Source organism: Pseudonocardia nematodicida (genome assembly GCF_040105385.1).
GTDB lineage: Bacteria > Actinomycetota > Actinomycetes > Mycobacteriales > Pseudonocardiaceae > Pseudonocardia > Pseudonocardia nematodicida.
This window is the reverse complement of sequence record NZ_JBEDNQ010000005.1, coordinates 338841-354494: the sequence shown is the minus strand read 5'-3', so window position 1 is coordinate 354494 and position 15654 is coordinate 338841. Positions and strand designations below refer to the sequence as shown.

Here is a 15654-nt window from a genome sequence, read left to right as displayed (position 1 = left end):
GGTCCTGACCACGAAAAGCACTCACAGGCGCGGCAGCGCATCATGGTCGGGTGACGCAGGAGCGGGACGACGGGCCGAGTCCGTGGCCGGCGCTCTGGGCGCTCGTGATCGGGTTCTTCATGATCCTGGTCGACGCCACGATCGTCACCGTCGCCACGCCCGCGCTGCTGGTGGCCTTCGACGCCGATGTCAACTCGGTGCTCTGGGTGACCAGCGCCTACCTGTTGGCCTACGTCGTCCCGCTGCTGGTCAGCGGCCGGCTCGGCGACCGGTTCGGGCCCAAGCACGTCTATCTGACCGGGCTCGCGGTGTTCACGCTCGCCTCGCTGTGGTGCGGGCTGACCTCCTCGGTCGGCGAGCTCGTCGGTGCCCGGGTGGTGCAGGGCCTCGGGGCGGCGCTGATGACCCCGCAGACGATGGCCGTGATCACCCGGACCTTCCCGGCGTCCCGCCGCGGGCGGGCGATGAGCCTGTGGGGCGCGGTCGCCGGTGTCGCGACGCTGTGCGGCCCGATCCTCGGCGGGGTGCTCGTCGGCGGCCTCGGCTGGGAGTGGATCTTCTTCGTCAACGTGCCGTTCGGGGTGCTCGCCTTCGTGGCAGTGTGGTGGCTGGTGCCGTCGCTGCCGACCTCCCGCCGCCGGTTCGACCTGCTCGGGGTCGTGTTGTCCGCGGCCGGGATGTTCCTGCTCGTCTTCGGCATCCAGGAGGGCCAGAAGTACGACTGGGGGCCGATCGTCGGGCCGGTGCCGGTGTGGGCGCTGGTCGTCGCCGGCGCGGTCCTGCTCGCCGTGTTCGTCTGGTGGCAGGGCCGGACCCGCGCGGAGCCGCTGGTGGCGCTGCGCCTGTTCCGCGACCGGAACTTCTCGCTGGCCAACGTCGCGATCTGCACGGTCGGGTTCGCCGTCACCGCGCAGGGATTCCCGCTGATGATCTACGCGCAGAGCGTGCGCGGGTTCACGCCGACCGAGGCCGCCCTGCTGCTGGCCCCGCTGGCGATCCTCTCCGGCGGCCTCGCGCCGTGGACCGGACGGCTCACCGACCGGGTCCACCCGCGGCTGATCGGCGGGTTCGGGATGGCGACCTTCGTGATCGGCCTGCTCTGGCTCGCCGCCGTGATGGGGCCGGAGACCCCGGTCTGGCAGCTGCTGCTGCCGATCGCGCTGCTGGGCGTGTCGAACTCGTGCGTGTGGGCGCCGATCTCGACCAGCGCCACCCGGAACCTGCCGATGGAGCAGGCGGGCTCCGGTTCCGGGGTCTACAACACGACCCGGCAGGTCGGCGCGGTGCTGGGCAGCGCGGGCATCGCGGCGCTGATGGAGTGGCGGATCACCGCCCTGGTACCCGGCGTCGCGGCCGGTGCCGGCTCGCCCGAGGCGGCCGTGGCCGTCGGCCCGCTGGCCGACGAGGTGCGTGACCCGTTCGCCCAGGCCATGGCACAGGCGGTGCTGCTCCCGGCCGGTGTCCTGGTGATCGGGTTCGTCGCGGTCGCCTGCTTCGCGACGCCCCGGCACCTGCTGGCGCGCCGCGCGGCCGGTGGTGCCCCGCAATCCGATACCCCACAGTCCGGCACCCCGCAGCCCGGGGAACCGCTCACCCGGTGACAGCCCCGTGGCGCCCCGGTGATCGCCCGCACGTCGATCACCGGCGTCGGTGACTCCGGCCACCCGGACCAAGGTCGGCGGCGCCGGGCCGGGCACGGCCCGTAGGGTTGAACGGTGCTGTCCGCCGTACCGCGTCCGGTCACCGTCCGGGTGCCCGCGAAGATCAACCTGCATCTCGCCGTCGGCGCGGTGCGGCCGGACGGTTATCACGACCTCGTGACCGTGTTCCACGCCGTGAGCCTGTTCGACGAGGTGTCGGTGGAGCCCGCCGAGGAACCCGCGCTCGAGGTGCACGGCGACGGCGTCGCCGAGGTCCCGCTGGACGCGACCAACCTCGCCTGGCGGGCCGTCGAGCTGCTGGCGCAGCGGGCCGGCCGGGCCCCGGACGTCCGGGTCACCCTGCGCAAGGGCATCCCGGTCGCCGGCGGGATGGCCGGCGGATCGGCCGACGCCGCCGGCGCCCTGGTCGCGCTGTCCACGCTGTGGCGGATGGAGCTGGGCCGCGACGAGCTGTCCGAGCTGGCCGCCGAGCTCGGCTCGGACGTCACGTTCGGGCTGCACGGTGGCACGGCGCTGGGTACCGGGCGCGGCGAGCAGGTCATCCCGGTGCTGGCCCGGCACCGGCTGCACTGGGTGATCGCGCTGGCCCGCGGTGGCCTGTCCACCCCGGCGGTGTTCGGCGAGCTGGACCGGCTCCGCGGCGACGACGGCGCCCCGGACCGTCCGGTCGAGCCGGTCCTGGAGGCCCTGACCGGTGGTGACCCGCGCCAGCTCGCGCTGAACCTGGGCAACGACCTGCAGGCCGCGGCGGTGTCGATGGCCCCGGACCTGCGCCGCACGCTGCGCGCCGGGGTCAACGCCGGCGCGCTCGCCGGGCTCGTGTCCGGCTCCGGTCCGACGTGCGCGTTCCTCTGCGCCGACGGCGACGCCGCCGTCGAGGTCGCGACCGAGCTGGCCGGGATGGGGGTGTGCCGCACGGTGCGGGTGGCGCACGGCCCGGTCGGCGGCGCCCGGGTCGTCGACGACCACGAACCCCCGCCCGACGCCGGACCGCCGGGTCGCCCACCCTCCCGGCCGGGGACCCGGCGGACCTCGCGGGACGACGGCGGCGGGCCGACCGGGTCCGGTGCCTGGCCCCCGGTGCGTGCCTGATGGCGGAGAACCTGCTCAATCTCGAGAACGTCACCGCGCACGTCCCCGGGGACGCCTCCCGCGTGCTGCTCGACGCCGTCTCGCTGGGCGTCGAGCGCGGCGACCGGATCGGTGTCGTCGGGCTCAACGGCGGCGGCAAGTCCACCCTGCTGGACGTGATCACCGGGGAGCGCCCGGTCGAGGGCGGCCGGGTCAGCCGGGTCGGCGGCCTGCGGATGGCGCACCTGGCCCAGCACGACCGCTTCCCGGCCGGGTCGACGGTCCGCGACATCGTGCTGCAGCACTACGACGCCGACCACGAGTGGGCGTCGGACCCGCGGGTGCGCGACGTGCTGGACGGGCTCGGCATCGCCCCGCGGAGCGGAGCGGGAGCGGGCATCGGTACAGCCGTCGAGCGGCCCACCGCGGGCCTGTCCGGCGGGGAGAAGCGCCGGGTCGCCCTCGCCGCCGCGCTGGTCGGCGAGCTGGACGTCGTCGTGCTCGACGAGCCCACCAACCACCTCGACGTCGAGGGCATCACCTGGCTGGCCCGGCACCTGATCGACCGGCGGGTCGCGCTCGTCGTCGTCACCCACGACCGCTGGTTCCTCGACACCGTCTGCACCCGCACCTGGGAGGTGGCGAACGGCAGCGTCGAGTCCTACCAGGGCGGCTACGCGGACTGGGTCTACGCCCGCGCCGAGCGCTCCCGCCAGGCCGACGCCGCCGAGCAGCGCCGCCGCAACCTCGCCCGCAAGGAGCTGGCCTGGCTGCGCCGGGGGCCGCCCGCACGGACGTCGAAGCCGCGCTACCGGATCGAGTCCGCCGAGGCACTGATCGCCGACGTCCCCGCCCCGCGCAACACCGTCGAGCTGATGCAGTTCGCCACCAACCGGCTCGGGCGCACCGTGCTGGAGCTGGAGGACGCGACCGTCCACATCGGAGATCGCGCGATCCTCGACGGCGTCACCTGGCGGCTCGGCCCCGGTGACCGGGTCGGAATCGTCGGCGTCAACGGCTCGGGCAAGACGACGCTGCTCCGGGCGCTGTCCGGCGAGCGCGACCTGGACTCCGGGCGGCGGGTGCAGGGCACGACCGTGCGGATGGCGCAGCTGAGCCAGGAGCTCGTCGACCTGCCCGCCGAGATGCGGGTGCTGGAGGCGACCGAGGCCGTCGCCAAGTACGTGCGGTTCGGCAAGCAGGAGATGACCGCGTCCCAGGTGCTGGAGCGGCTCGGGTTCCCCGCGTCGCGGCAGTGGACGCCGGTCGGCCGGCTCTCCGGCGGCGAGCGGCGACGGCTGCAGCTGACCCGGCTGCTGATGGACGAGCCGAACGTGCTGCTGCTCGACGAGCCGACCAACGACCTGGACGTCGACACCCTCGCCGGGCTGGAGGACCTGCTCGACGGCTGGCCGGGCACGCTCGTCGTCGTCAGCCACGACCGGTACCTCACCGAGCGGGTCTGTGACCAGGTGCTGGCGCTGTTCGGGGACGGGACGCTGACCCACCTGCCCGGCGGGATCGGTGAGTACCTGCAGCGCCGATCGGCTGCAGGATGGGGCCCGGCCGGGGCGGCACCGACCGCGCCGAGGGCCGGGGCACCCGCTCCCGCGGAGCGCCGGGTCGACGCCGCCACCCAGCGCGCCGCCCGCAAGGACGCGCAGCGCCTGGAGCGCAAGATGGAGCAGCTCACCACGCGCGAGGAGAAGCTGCACGCCCAGCTCGCGGAGGCCGCCACCGACCCGGTGCGGCTGATGGAGCTGAACCGGGAGCTGACCGGCGTCGTCGCCGAGCGCGAGGCCGTCGAGATCGAGTGGCTCGACGCCGCCGAGCGCGCCGAGGGGTAGGCGTCTCCTACCAGAGGTGGAGACGCGGGACCTTCGAACATCGGTAATTCGACCGATCCGCACGCCCCCCGGATTCGATTACCGTGGAGAGCACACGGCCTGCTGGGGAGCGAGGTCGTGGGGGGATCGGTGGATCCGCCGCCGCCGTCGGGGGACGGCGGCGGATCCACCGGCGTTCAGCCCGCCTTCTGCATGACCGCCGCGAGCTCGTCGAGTTTCGCCAGCGTCCCGGACTCCGGCAGCGTCGGCAGCATGAACGTGACCCGTTCGACCCCGGCCTCGGCGTAACCGGCGACGACGTCGGGGTCGGCCTTCGCCGCGAACACCGTCGTCGGCACGTCCGGCCTGCCCCGCTCGGCGAGGTCGGCGCGGACCCGGCGGATCTCGTCGAACGAGAGGTGCCCGCGGGGCAGCCAGCCGTCGCCGACCTCGACGAGCCGGGTCAGCGCGGCCTCGCTCTCGCCGCCGAGGTAGATCGGCGGGTGCGGGTCACGGTCCGGCTTCGGCCACAGGTACACGGGGTCGAAGCCGACGTGCTCACCGTGGAACTCGGCCTGCTCCGCCGTCCACAGCTCCTTCAGGGCGCGCAGCTGCTCGGTCATCAGCGGGCCCCGGGTCGTCGGGTCGACACCGTGGTTGCGCATCTCCTCCCGGTTCCAGCCCGCCCCGACCCCGAACAGCAGCCGGCCGCGGGAGAGCAGGTCGAGGCTGGCGGTCTCCTTCGCGGTGTGGATGATGTCGCGCTGCGGCAGCAGCACGATGCCGGTACCGAGCAGCAGGTCGGTGGTGGTCGCCGCCATCGCGGTCAACGCGACGAAGGGGTCCAGGGTCCGGTAGTAGACGTGCGGGAGGTCGCCGCCGCCGGGGTAGGGGGTCTCCCGGCTGACCGGGATGTGCGAGTGCTCGGCGAGGAACACCGAGTCGAACCCGCGCTCCTCCAGCGCGCGGCCGAGCGGAGCCGGGCGAATTCCCTCATCGGTGACGAATGTGGCGATGCCGAACTTCATGCCGCCGGGTACCCCGCGGGCGACACGCGCACTCGGCCGGGTGACTACCGGTCCTCGCCCGTTTGCGGGCGGATGACGATATTGCCGGCGGGGTATCCCACGAATCCACATCAACCGGAGGTGGATCCCGTGTCCCGATTCCGTGTCCCGTCCCTGCGGACCGTCCTGTTCGTGGTTCCGCTCCTGCTCGCGTCCCTGCTGGCGACGACCGGTGCCGCGACCGCCGCGGAGCGGACGTCCGCGGCCTCCGCCGCCCAGGGCACTCCCTGTGCGACCTCGGCGCGGGCCTGCGTCCGGCTGTCCAGCGGTCAGGCCTGGCTCACCGACGGTGCCGGGACCGTGACCTACGGCCCGGTGTCGGTGTCCGGCGGGACGGCTGCGTGGCCGACCCCGGTGGGCACGTTCTCGGTCTCGCACAAGGTCGTCGACTACTGGTCGCGCCAGTTCGACGCCCCGATGCCGTACTCGGTGTTCTTCCAGCCGGGCATCGCCTTCCACCAGGGTGACCTCGGAAGCTCCTCGGCCGGCTGCCTGCGGCTGTCCCGGGCGTCGGCGCAGAAGTTCTTCGCCGACCTGAAGGTCGGGGACACGGTGCAGGTGCTGTCCTGACCGGAGCCTACGAACCGGACAGCCGGCGCAGCAGCAGGGCCTCGGCGAGCACGCCGCGGCCGAACATCTCCAGGTGCAGGCTCTCGTCGATGCCGTGCCAGCGGCTGGCCGGGTCGCCGACCCCGGTGACCAGCACGGCCGCACCGGGGAAGGTGCGGGCGAACTCGGCGATGAAGGGGATCGAGCCGCCGATGCCGGTCTCCACGGCCGAGTTGCCGTAGGCGTCGGCGAACGCGGCGCGGGCGTGGTCGTAGACCTCGCCGGTGGCCGACAGGCTGAACGGCTCGGCGACGCCGTGCCCGGGCTCGACGCTCACATGCGCGCCCCAGGGCGTGTGGCGTTCCAGGTGCTCGGTCAGTGCCTGCCGCGCCTGCAGCGCGTCCTGACCGGGCGCGAGCCGCATGCTGACCATGGCCCGGGCACGCGGGAGCAGCACGTTGGACGCCTCGGCGACCTTCGGCGCGTCGATCCCGAGGACCGCGACCGCGGGGGAGTGGTTGACCCGGTCGGGGATGCTGCCCGACCCGAGCAGCTCGACGCCGTCGAGCAGGCCGGCGTCGGAACGGTAGACCGCCTCGTCCGGGTCGGGGGCGTCCGAGCTGCCGTGCACCAGGCCGGCGACGGCGACCTCGCCTTTGTCGTCGTGCAGGGTCGCCAGCGTGCGGCACAGCGCGGTGAGCGCGTCACCGACCGGGCCGCCGTAGATCCCGGAGTGCACCGGGCGTTCCAGCATCGACACCTCGACCACGACGTCGACCAGCCCGCGCAGGCTGGTGGTCAACGCGGGGACGTCGACAGCCGGGTTGGCTGCGTCGGCGATCACGATGACGTCCGCGGCGAGCGACTCGTGGTGCTGCTCGAGCAGCGCGGTCAGCGTGGGGGAGCCGGACTCCTCCTCGCCCTCGACGAACAGCGTGACGCCGACCGGGGGCTTCCCGTCGTAAGCGCGCAGCACCGCGAGGTGGGTCATCACGCCGGCCTTGTCGTCGGCGGCGCCGCGGCCGTAGAGCCGGCCGTCGCGCTCGGTGGGCTCGAACGGCGGGCTGGTCCACTCCTCGTCGCCGCCGGTCGGCTGGACGTCGTGGTGGGCGTAGAGCATCACCGTGGGCGTGCCCGCCGGCGCCGGCCAGTGCGCGACGACGGCCGGTGCGCCACCCTCGGCGGCGACGACCTGCACGTCGGCGGCGCCCGCGTCGCGGGCCAGCGCGGCGACGGCGTCGGCGGAGCGGCGGGTGTCCTCGGCGTGGGCCGGGTCGGCCCAGATGCTCGGGATGCGGACCAGGGCCTCGAGGTCGGTGCGCGCGCCGGGCAGCACCGCACGCACGGCGTCGGACAGTTCCGCGGGAGGCGTAGGCATCCGGCGATCGTAGGCGCTCCGCACTCGTGAGTGGTTGTCGTGGCCAGGGCCACGACAACCGCTCACGAGGCTAGGGTCGGGTGCATGTCCAGATTCCTCGCAACGTTGCTGGGATCCGCGACCGGTCCGGATGCGGACGCCCGCGGCATGACCACAGGGGAGCCGCGCGAACCCGTCCGGCGGAGCTGGGCCGAGGTGCACCACGCGGCGCGGTCCGTCGCGGACGCGCTGCGGCGACCGGGAGCCGCGGGGGAGCCGGCTCTGCCGTTCGGCGGGGCGGTCGGGGTGCTCGCCGGGGAGCCGGCGACGATCGCGCCCGCGGCGCAGGCGGTGTGGCTGTGCGGCGGCAGCGTGACGATGCTGCACCAGCCGACCGCGCGCACCGACCTCGCGGAGTGGGCCGCGGACACGGTCACCACGCTGAAGATGATCGACGCGACGACCGTGCTGCTGGGCCCGCCGTTCGACGCGCTCGCCCCGGTGCTGACCGAGCAGGGCGTCCCGTTCCGCACCCTCGAGTCGCTCGACGGCGACGCGGCGGCGTTCACCGCCTCGGCCGGCGTCGCCGGCGAGGACGACACCGCGCTGCTGCAGCTCACCAGCGGCTCGACGGCGGCGCCGAAGGCGGTACGGATCACCCACGGGAACCTGCACGCGAACATCGGCGCGATGGTGACCGCGTCCGAACTGGACGTCGGCACCGACCGGATGGTGTCGTGGCTGCCGCTGTTCCACGACATGGGCATGGTCGGGTTCCTGACCGTCCCGATGACGGTCGGGCTGGAGCTGGTCACCGTCACCCCGGCCGACTTCCTCTCCCGGCCCCGGCTGTGGGCCGAGCTGATCTCCCGCCACGGCGGCACGGTGACCGCCGCGCCGAACTTCGCCTACGCGGTGCTGGCCCGCCAGCTCGCCCGGGTCGACGACGGCGAGCTGGACCTGTCCAGCCTGCGGATCGCGCTGAACGGCGCGGAGCCGGTCGATCCGGCGGCGGTCGCGGCCTTCACCGACGCGGGCGCGCGCTTCGGCCTGCGGCCCGAGTCGGTGCTGTGCGCCTACGGGATGGCCGAGACCGCGCTCGGCGTCTCCTTCGCGCCGGTCCACACCGGACTGATCGTGGACCGGGTGGACGCCGTGGCGCTGGAGGCGGACCGCCGCGCGACCCCCGCCGGCGACGGCGACGTGCGCGCGTTCCCCGAGCTCGGCCCGCCGCTGCCGGGGATCGAGGTACGGGTCGTCGCCGGTGGCGCGGTGCTCGGCACGCGCGAGGTCGGCTCCCTGCAGCTGCGCGGGGAGGCCGTGACGCCGGGTTACCTCACGGTCGCCGGTCCGGTGTCCACACAGGATCGGGACGGCTGGTTCGACACCGGCGACGAGGGCTACCTGACCCCCGAGGGCGCGGTCGTCGTCTGCGGCCGCACCAAGGACGTGATCATCATGGGTGGCCGCAACATCTACCCGACCGACATCGAGCGGGCCGCCGGGGCTGCCGACGGGGTGCGGGCCGGGAACGTCGTCGCGGTCCGGATGGCCGCCGGCGAGGGGCGGCACCGCGAGTCGTTCGCGGTCGCGGTCGAGGCGAAGAACGCCGACACCGACGACGCGGTGAAGGCGATCAAGGCCGACGTCGTGCGACGGGTCGTCAGCGCCGTCGGGGTGCGCCCGGCCGAGGTGGCGGTGCTCGCTCCCGGGAGCCTGCCGAAGACCCCGAGCGGCAAGCTGCGCCGGGCCGCCACCGCGGACCTGCTCACCGCCGCCCGCTGACCCGGGGGCCGCTCCCGGCCGGGCGGTCCCGCGCCGAGGTGCAGCTCAGGGCTGCGTGAAGATCGACAAATCGCCCTGAGCGGCATCTCGGCGCGGGGCGAGGCTCGGGCGGAGCGATGCTCGGTGCGGTGCGGTGCGGTGCGGTGCGGTGCGGTGCGGTGCGGTGCGGTGCGGTGCGGTGCCCGGGACCCTGCAGTGTGAGCGGGCCCGGACACGCGGACGCCCCGGTCCGCGCGGGACCGGGGCGTCCGCTCAGCCCGAGAGCGGGTGGAAGCGGTTCTGGGCCGGCTCCAGGCCGTCGGTGAGCAGTGCCTCGGCGGCGTCGGCCGCGAGGTCGATGCCGAGGTCGAGCTCCTTCTTCTCGGTACCCGAGAAGCGCTTGAGCACGTAGTCGGCCGGGTCCTGGCGACCCGGCGGCCGCCCGATCCCGAACCGCACCCGCAGGTAGTCCTTCGTGCCCAGCGAGCGGCTGATCGAACGCAGGCCGTTGTGCCCGCCCTCGCCGCCACCGCGCTTGAGGCGGACGACGCCGAAGTCGAGGTCCAGCTCGTCGTGGATCACGATCAGCTCGGCCGGCGGCACCGAGAAGTACTGCACCAGCCCGGCGACCGGGCCGCCCGAGAGGTTCATGTACGTCCGCGGGACGGCCACGGTCACCGGCCGGCCGGCCAGCCGGCCCTGGGCCACGTCGGAGTTCGACCGCTTGTGCGCCGAGAACCGGCCCGCGCCGGCCCGCGCCGCCAGCAGTGCGGCGACGCGGACACCGACGTTGTGCCGGGTCTCGGCGTAGTCCGGGCCCGGGTTGCCGAGCCCGACCACCAGAGCGGGGCCCGGCAGGGAACTCACTTGTCGTCGGAGCCGGACTCGTCGGAGGCGGACTCGCCCTCGCCCTCGCCCTCGGCGGACTCGGCGGCCTCCTCCTCGTCGGAGGGCTCCTCGACCACGCCGGCACCCTCGGTGTCGATCTCGGCCTCGAGGTCCTCCTCGGTCGGCGCCGCGATGACCTGCACGACGAGGTACTCCGCGTCGGTCTGCAGCTCGACGCCGCCGGGCAGGCGCAGGTCCTTCGCGAAGTACTGGGTGCCGATCTCGGCGTCCTCGACGGAGATCTCGATGTTCTCCGGGATGTTCAGCGCGTCGGCCTCGACCAGCACGGTGTTGAGGTCCTGGGTGACCAGGGTGCCCGGGGCGGCGTCGCCGGTCACGACGACGTCCAGCTCGACCGAGACCTTCTCGCCGCGCTTGATCACGAGCAGGTCGACGTGCTCGATGTAGGGGCGCAGCGGGTGCACGACCACGGTCTTGGTCAGCGCGAGCTGCGGCTTGCTGCCGTCGACGTCGAGCTCGAGCACGGCGTTGCGGCCCTGCTCACGGACGACGGCGGCGAACTCCAGCGACGGCAGCGACAGGTGCACCGGGTCGGTGCCGTGCCCGTAGAGGACGGCGGGGATCTTGCCCGCGCGGCGGGTACGGCGGGCGGCGCCCTTGCCGAACTCGGTCCGGTTCTCGGCGGGAATGCGGGTCTGGGCCACGGGAACTGCTCCTCGGGAAGATCTTTCGGCGTCAGGCGCGCGGCGAGGAGCCGACCGAAGTCGGCCACGTCGATCACGGCGGGTCTGCGTGCACCCGCCCTCGCCGCGGAGATGGCCGGAAGTCTACGTGACGCCCGGGTGTCGCCGGGACGGGCCCTCTACACGGGCAGCGCGGCGTCCGCAACGGCTGATCGCGCCCGCATCGAGTGGTCGCGAGCCGCGGCCCCTCCGGCCCGTCCGCGGGCCACGAGCCGGCCGGCAGGAGCGCGGAACCCGGGTCAGGCGCTCGCCTTCGGCACCCCCTGCCCGGGATCGACCTGGTGCGGCCCGCCCGGCCCGGGCGTGACGTCGAAGTCGAAGATCGCGGTCGGGAGGTAGACCGTCGAGCACGAGTTCGGGATGTCGACGACGCCGGACAGCCGGCCCTCGATCGGCGCCGCCCCGAGGATCATGTAGGCCTGGATGGCGGAGTAGCCGAACGTCGTCAGGTAGTCGATCGCGTGCAGGCACGCCCGCTGGTAGGACAGGTGCGAGTCGAGGTAGCGCTGCTCGCCGTCGAGCGTCACCGAGGTCCCGGAGAACGCGAGCCACTGGCTGTACTGCGGGTCGGTGTTGCCCGGCATGAAGATCGCGTTCTCGGTCACGCCGTAGGTCTGCATCCCGCCCTTGATCAGGTCGACGTGCAGGTCCATGAACCCGCCCATCTCGATCGCGCCGCAGAAGGTGATCTCGCCGTCGCCCTGGGAGAAGTGCAGGTCGCCCATCGAGAGGTGCGCGCCGTCGACGAACACCGGGTAGAAGACCCGGCTGCCCTTCGTGAGGTTCTTGATGTCCTGGTTGCCGCCGTTCTCCCGGGGCGGGGCGGTCCGCGCGGCCTCCCCGGCCACCCGGTCGAAGTCGGCGCCGGACAGCGAGCCGAGGATCGCCGAGTCCGGCAGCGGAGGCAGCGCCAGCGGCGGGACCCGCTGCGGGTCGGTGTCGATCAGCGCCTGCTCCCGGGCGTTCCACCGCCCGAGAAGCTCGTGCGACGGCGCGGTGCCCATCAGTCCGGGGTGGACGATCCCGGTGAAGGCCACCCCGGGGACGTGCCGGGAGGTCGCCGTCCCGCCTTGGAAGTCCCAGATCACCTTGTAGGCGTCCGGGAACTGCTCGGTGAGGAAGCCGCCGCCGTTGCGGGTGGCGAACACCCCCGTGTAGCCCCAGCCCTGCCCGGCCAGCGGGCCCGAGTCCTCCTGCGGGATCGGGCCGACGTCGAGGATGTCGACGATCAGCAGGTCGCCCGGCTCGGCACCGGAGACGGCGATCGGGCCGGACAGCACGTGCACTCCGGCGAGCGGGGCGTTCAGGATGTCGTCGGCGGAGTCGTCGTTGCGGATGGCGCCGTCGAACCACTCCCGGCAGTCGACCCGGAAGCTGTCGCCGGGCTTGACGTGCACCTGGGCCGGGATGTCCGGATGCCAGCGGTTGTGGCCGACGATCTGCTGGTCGGTGAACGATCGGCTGCTGTCGAGCGGGAACACGGGCCTGGGCATCGAACTCTCCTCCGGTCACGGTGCGCGTGCGGGTCGGTGGGGGAGCTCGGCCCGCTCAGGGCCGGGGGAGGCGCCGGGTCGCCGGGTGCGGGGCGGGCGCGTCGCGGCGCAGCGGACGCGGCGGCGGCGCGGAGACCACCTGCGGTTCGTGCGCCGAGGCGGTGGTGCGGTCGATCAGTCCCATCCGCCCGCGGTCGGCCAGGCCGAGCATCGGTGCGGTGAACACCCGCGACGCGGTCGCGCCGCAGGACGGGCAGTCGACGGTCGCGGGTGCGGTGCCGATCGGACGGACCACCTCGACCGGTCCGTCGGTGTCGCAGCGGTACGCGTAACGGGCCATCGCGCGACTCCCTGGGCCGGTGGTGCGCCGTCCGTGATCACGAGGGGGTGTCGCTCGAAGCTACGAGCGGGGTGCAGCGGTGTCAACGGGTCCGCGGTCGTGACGGCGGACGTTCCGGACGACCGCGCCGCAACCTCTCATGATCCTTCTCCGTGGAGCCGGGGTGCCCCTGCGCCGGCACCCGGGCTCCACTGAGAGGGATCATCCGGGCCCGGACGCGGGAACGGCGCCCCTGCAGGGATGCGGGGCGCCGTTCACGGAGGTGCAGGAGTGTCAGGCGTTGCCGTCGAACAGGCTGGTGACCGACCCGTCCTCGAAGACCTGGTGGATCGCCTCGGCCAGCAGTGGGGCGATCGGCAGCACGGTCATCTTGTCGAAGCGCTTCTCGTCCGGGATCGGCAGCGAGTCGGTGAAGATGACCTCCGAGGCGCCGCAGTTCGACAGCCGCTCGGTGGCCGGGCCGGAGAGCACGCCGTGCGTGGCGGCGACCAGCACCTCGGTCGCGCCCTCGGAGAGCAGGACCTCGACCGCCTTCGCCACGGTGCCACCGGTGTCGATCATGTCGTCGATGACCACGCAGCAGCGGCCCTCGACGTCACCGACCACCCGGTTCGCGACGGCCTCGTTCGGCTTGCGCGGGTCACGCGTCTTGTGGATGAACGCCAGCGGCGTCCCGCCCAGGGTCTCGGCCCAGCGCTCGGCGAGCCGCACGCGGCCGGAGTCGGGGGAGACGACGGCGAAGTCGGCATCCGGCCGGGTGTCCTTGATGTGCCGGGAGAGCACCGGCAGCGCGAACAGGTGGTCCACCGGTCCGTCGAAGAAGCCCTGGATCTGCGAGGTGTGCAGGTCCACGGTCAGGATCCGGTCGGCCCCGGCGGTCTTGAACATGTCCGCGACCAGCCGCGCCGAGATGGGCTCGCGACCGCGGTGCTTCTTGTCCTGGCGGGCGTAGCCCCAGAACGGCATCACGGCGGTGATCCGCTTGGCCGACCCGCGCTTGAGCGCGTCGACCATGATCAGCTGCTCCATGATCGCATCGTTGATCGGCGCGGAGTGCGACTGGATGACGAACGCGTCGCTGCCGCGCACCGACTCCTCGAAGCGGCAGAAGATCTCGCCGTTGGCGAACGAGTACGCCGACTGCGGCGTGACCGTGACGTCGAGCTCCTTGGCGACCTGGTCGGCCAGCTCCGGGTTGGCGCGTCCGGAGAAGATCATCATGTTCTTCTTCGGCGTGCCTGCGATCGCGCTCACCGTGCGGTGCCTCCTCGGCTGAGGTCCTCGGCCGGTCCGGAGGACCGGCGCTGGTGCGGGTCGGTGCCGTTGCCGGCGGAACCCGCGGGGGTGGTGTCGGGCGGGGTGGTGCCCGCCCGTTCGGCCGCCTCGGCGGCCGGGGTGCCCGGACGCTTGCGGGTCACCCAGCCCTCGATCGTGCGCTGTGTCCCACCCGACACCGCCAGCGCCCCCGGCGGGACGTCGGACCGCAGCACGGTCCCGGCCCCGGTGTAGGCGCCGTCCCCGACCGTGACGGGTGCGATGAACATGGTGTCGGATCCGGTGCGCACGTGCGAACCGACGGTCGTGCGCTGCTTGCGGACGCCGTCGTAGTTGACGAACACCGACGAGGCGCCGATGTTGCTCATCTCGCCGATCGTCGCGTCGCCGACGTAGGTCAGGTGCGGCACCTTGCTGCCCGCCCCGATGTCGGAGTTCTTGACCTCGACGAAGGTGCCGATCTTCCCGCCGGTGCCGAGCCGGGCGCCCGGGCGCAGGTAGGCGTACGGGCCGACCGAGGCGTTCTCACCGATCTCCGCGCCCGCGCCGTGCGTGCGGACGACCCGGGCGCCCGCACCGACCGTGCAGGCGCTCAGCGTGGTGTCCGGGCCGATCTCGGCGCCGTCGGCGACCGTGCAGGCGTCGTGCAGCTGGGTACCGGGGTGCAGGACGACGTCGCGGCCCAGCTCCACCTGGACGTCCACCCACGTCGTGCCGGGGTCGACGACGGTGACGCCGGCGAGCATCGCGCGCCGCAGCACCCGCCGGTTCAGCTCGCCCCGCAGCTCCGCGAGCTGCACCCGGTCGTTCACCCCGCGCAGCACCATCTCGTCGTCGCACACCACGGCGAGGGTCGTGCGGCCGTCGGCGACGGCGATCCCGATCAGGTCGGTCAGGTACAGCTCGCCCTGCTCGTTGTCGGTCGAGAGCCGGCCGAGGCCCTCCCGCAGGAACCGCGCGTCGAACGCGTAGACCCCGGAGTTCACCTCGGTGATCGCGCGCTGCCCGGGGGTCGCGTCCTTGTGCTCGACGATCGCGGTGACCGCGCCGTCCTGCCGCACGATCCGGCCGTACCCGGTGGGGTCGTCGACCTCGCAGGTCAGCAGCGTGACGGCGGCGTCGGCGTCCTCGTGCGACTCGACCAGGCCGGTCAGCGTGGCGGTGTCGAGCAGCGGGACGTCGCCGTAGGTGACCAGCACTGTGCCGTCGAGGTCGGCGGGCAGCGGGCCGAGCCCGCAGCGCACCGCGTCGCCGGTCCCGAGCTGCTGGTCCTGCACCGCGGTGACGATCTCGCGGCCGACCTCGCCTGCGATCCCGGCGACCGCGCCGGTCACGCGCTCGCGCTGGTGGCCGACGACGGCGACCAGGTGCTCGGGGGAGACGCCGGCCAGCGCGTGCAGTGCGTGGCCGAGCATCGGGCGCCCGCCCAGCGGGTGCAGGACCTTCGGCGTCGTGGACCGCATCCGCGACCCCTCACCGGCCGCGAGCACCACTCCGGCGCCGACGCGGACGGTGGGACGTTCTCCGGTGCCGCCCTGCTGGGCATCGGGCATGGTCATCCTCCTGCTGCCGTTCCACCGGACGGCGTTCTCGTCCGCCGCGCCGGGTCGCGCCGGCCGGCTCCCCGGGGGCCGTGCCCACCGGGCGCGGACCGGCCGC

General features: G+C 73.7%; 13 protein-coding genes. 5 read left to right on the top strand and 8 right to left on the bottom strand.

Going from position 1 to position 15654, the window contains the following annotated elements:
- Positions 1–50: 50 nt before the first annotated feature.
- From WIS52_RS14685 to WIS52_RS14675, 3 genes are all read left to right on the top strand, one after another.
- The gene (locus WIS52_RS14685; protein WP_349298788.1) at positions 51–1601 is read left to right on the top strand and encodes a DHA2 family efflux MFS transporter permease subunit; all 1551 of its coding nucleotides are present in this window, start codon (positions 51–53) and stop codon (positions 1599–1601) included.
- A 114-nt stretch (positions 1602–1715) separates the two neighbouring features.
- Positions 1716–2753 (top strand): 4-(cytidine 5'-diphospho)-2-C-methyl-D-erythritol kinase, encoded by a 1038-nt coding sequence (locus WIS52_RS14680; protein ID WP_349298787.1) that lies wholly within the window; start codon positions 1716–1718, stop codon positions 2751–2753.
- On the top strand, positions 2753–4579 hold the full coding sequence (locus WIS52_RS14675; protein WP_349298786.1) for an ABC-F family ATP-binding cassette domain-containing protein: 1827 nt from the start codon (positions 2753–2755) through the stop codon (positions 4577–4579). Before WIS52_RS14680 ends, WIS52_RS14675 begins: the two co-directional genes overlap by 1 nt.
- A 176-nt stretch (positions 4580–4755) precedes the next feature.
- Here the strand turns inward: WIS52_RS14675 and WIS52_RS14670 are convergent, their stop codons facing one another.
- A complete protein-coding gene (locus tag WIS52_RS14670) occupies positions 4756–5586 on the bottom strand; it encodes an LLM class F420-dependent oxidoreductase (RefSeq protein ID WP_349298785.1) in 831 nt (276 codons plus the stop codon).
- 129 nt (positions 5587–5715) lie between these two features.
- On the opposite strand from WIS52_RS14670, the gene WIS52_RS14665 reads away from it, so the two are divergent.
- A complete protein-coding gene (locus WIS52_RS14665; RefSeq protein WP_349298784.1) occupies positions 5716–6195 on the top strand; it encodes a L,D-transpeptidase in 480 nt (159 codons plus the stop codon).
- A gap of 7 nt (positions 6196–6202) precedes the next feature.
- Here the strand turns inward: WIS52_RS14665 and WIS52_RS14660 are convergent, their stop codons facing one another.
- On the bottom strand, positions 6203–7552 hold the full coding sequence (locus tag WIS52_RS14660; RefSeq protein WP_349298783.1) for a dipeptidase: 1350 nt from the start codon (positions 7550–7552) through the stop codon (positions 6203–6205).
- 84 nt (positions 7553–7636) lie between these two features.
- Here WIS52_RS14660 and WIS52_RS14655 point away from each other — a divergent pair, with 84 nt between their 5' ends.
- Positions 7637–9316 carry a fatty acyl-AMP ligase gene (locus WIS52_RS14655; protein ID WP_349298782.1) on the top strand — a complete coding sequence of 560 codons (1680 nt, stop codon included), beginning with the start codon at positions 7637–7639 and terminating at the stop codon, positions 9314–9316.
- Between the two features lie 252 nt (positions 9317–9568).
- Here WIS52_RS14655 and pth read toward each other — a convergent pair whose 3' ends face one another.
- The 6 genes from pth to glmU all read right to left on the bottom strand — a co-directional run bounded on the left by pth (position 9569) and on the right by glmU (position 15548).
- A complete protein-coding gene (gene pth, locus WIS52_RS14650; RefSeq protein ID WP_349298781.1) occupies positions 9569–10162 on the bottom strand; it encodes an aminoacyl-tRNA hydrolase in 594 nt (197 codons plus the stop codon).
- Positions 10159–10848, bottom strand: coding sequence for a 50S ribosomal protein L25/general stress protein Ctc (locus tag WIS52_RS14645; RefSeq protein ID WP_349298780.1), 690 nt, complete (start codon positions 10846–10848; stop codon positions 10159–10161). Before WIS52_RS14645 ends, pth begins: the two co-directional genes overlap by 4 nt.
- 278 nt (positions 10849–11126) lie before the next feature.
- The gene (fmdA, locus tag WIS52_RS14640; protein ID WP_349298779.1) at positions 11127–12380 is read right to left on the bottom strand and encodes a formamidase; all 1254 of its coding nucleotides are present in this window, start codon (positions 12378–12380) and stop codon (positions 11127–11129) included.
- Between the two features lie 55 nt (positions 12381–12435).
- On the bottom strand, positions 12436–12720 hold the full coding sequence (locus WIS52_RS14635; protein WP_349298778.1) for an FmdB family zinc ribbon protein: 285 nt from the start codon (positions 12718–12720) through the stop codon (positions 12436–12438).
- Between the two features lie 273 nt (positions 12721–12993).
- Complete coding sequence (locus WIS52_RS14630) at positions 12994–13974, bottom strand: ribose-phosphate diphosphokinase (protein WP_349298777.1); 981 nt, start codon at positions 13972–13974, stop codon at positions 12994–12996.
- Complete coding sequence (gene glmU / locus WIS52_RS14625) at positions 13971–15548, bottom strand: bifunctional UDP-N-acetylglucosamine diphosphorylase/glucosamine-1-phosphate N-acetyltransferase GlmU (protein ID WP_349298776.1); 1578 nt, start codon at positions 15546–15548, stop codon at positions 13971–13973. The genes WIS52_RS14630 and glmU overlap by 4 nt, the downstream gene beginning before the upstream one ends.
- Positions 15549–15654 lie beyond the last annotated feature (106 nt).

Coding starts and splice junctions, on each gene's coding strand:
- WIS52_RS14675 (WP_349298786.1), top strand. CDS start 2,753: ATGGCGGAGAACCTGCTCAATCTCGAGAACGTCACCGCGCACGTCCCC.
- WIS52_RS14655 (WP_349298782.1), top strand. CDS start 7,637: ATGTCCAGATTCCTCGCAACGTTGCTGGGATCCGCGACCGGTCCGGAT.
- fmdA (WP_349298779.1), bottom strand. CDS start 12,380: ATGCCCAGGCCCGTGTTCCCGCTCGACAGCAGCCGATCGTTCACCGAC.
- WIS52_RS14660 (WP_349298783.1), bottom strand. CDS start 7,552: ATGCCTACGCCTCCCGCGGAACTGTCCGACGCCGTGCGTGCGGTGCTG.
- glmU (WP_349298776.1), bottom strand. CDS start 15,548: ATGCCCGATGCCCAGCAGGGCGGCACCGGAGAACGTCCCACCGTCCGC.
- WIS52_RS14635 (WP_349298778.1), bottom strand. CDS start 12,720: ATGGCCCGTTACGCGTACCGCTGCGACACCGACGGACCGGTCGAGGTG.
- WIS52_RS14670 (WP_349298785.1), bottom strand. CDS start 5,586: ATGAAGTTCGGCATCGCCACATTCGTCACCGATGAGGGAATTCGCCCG.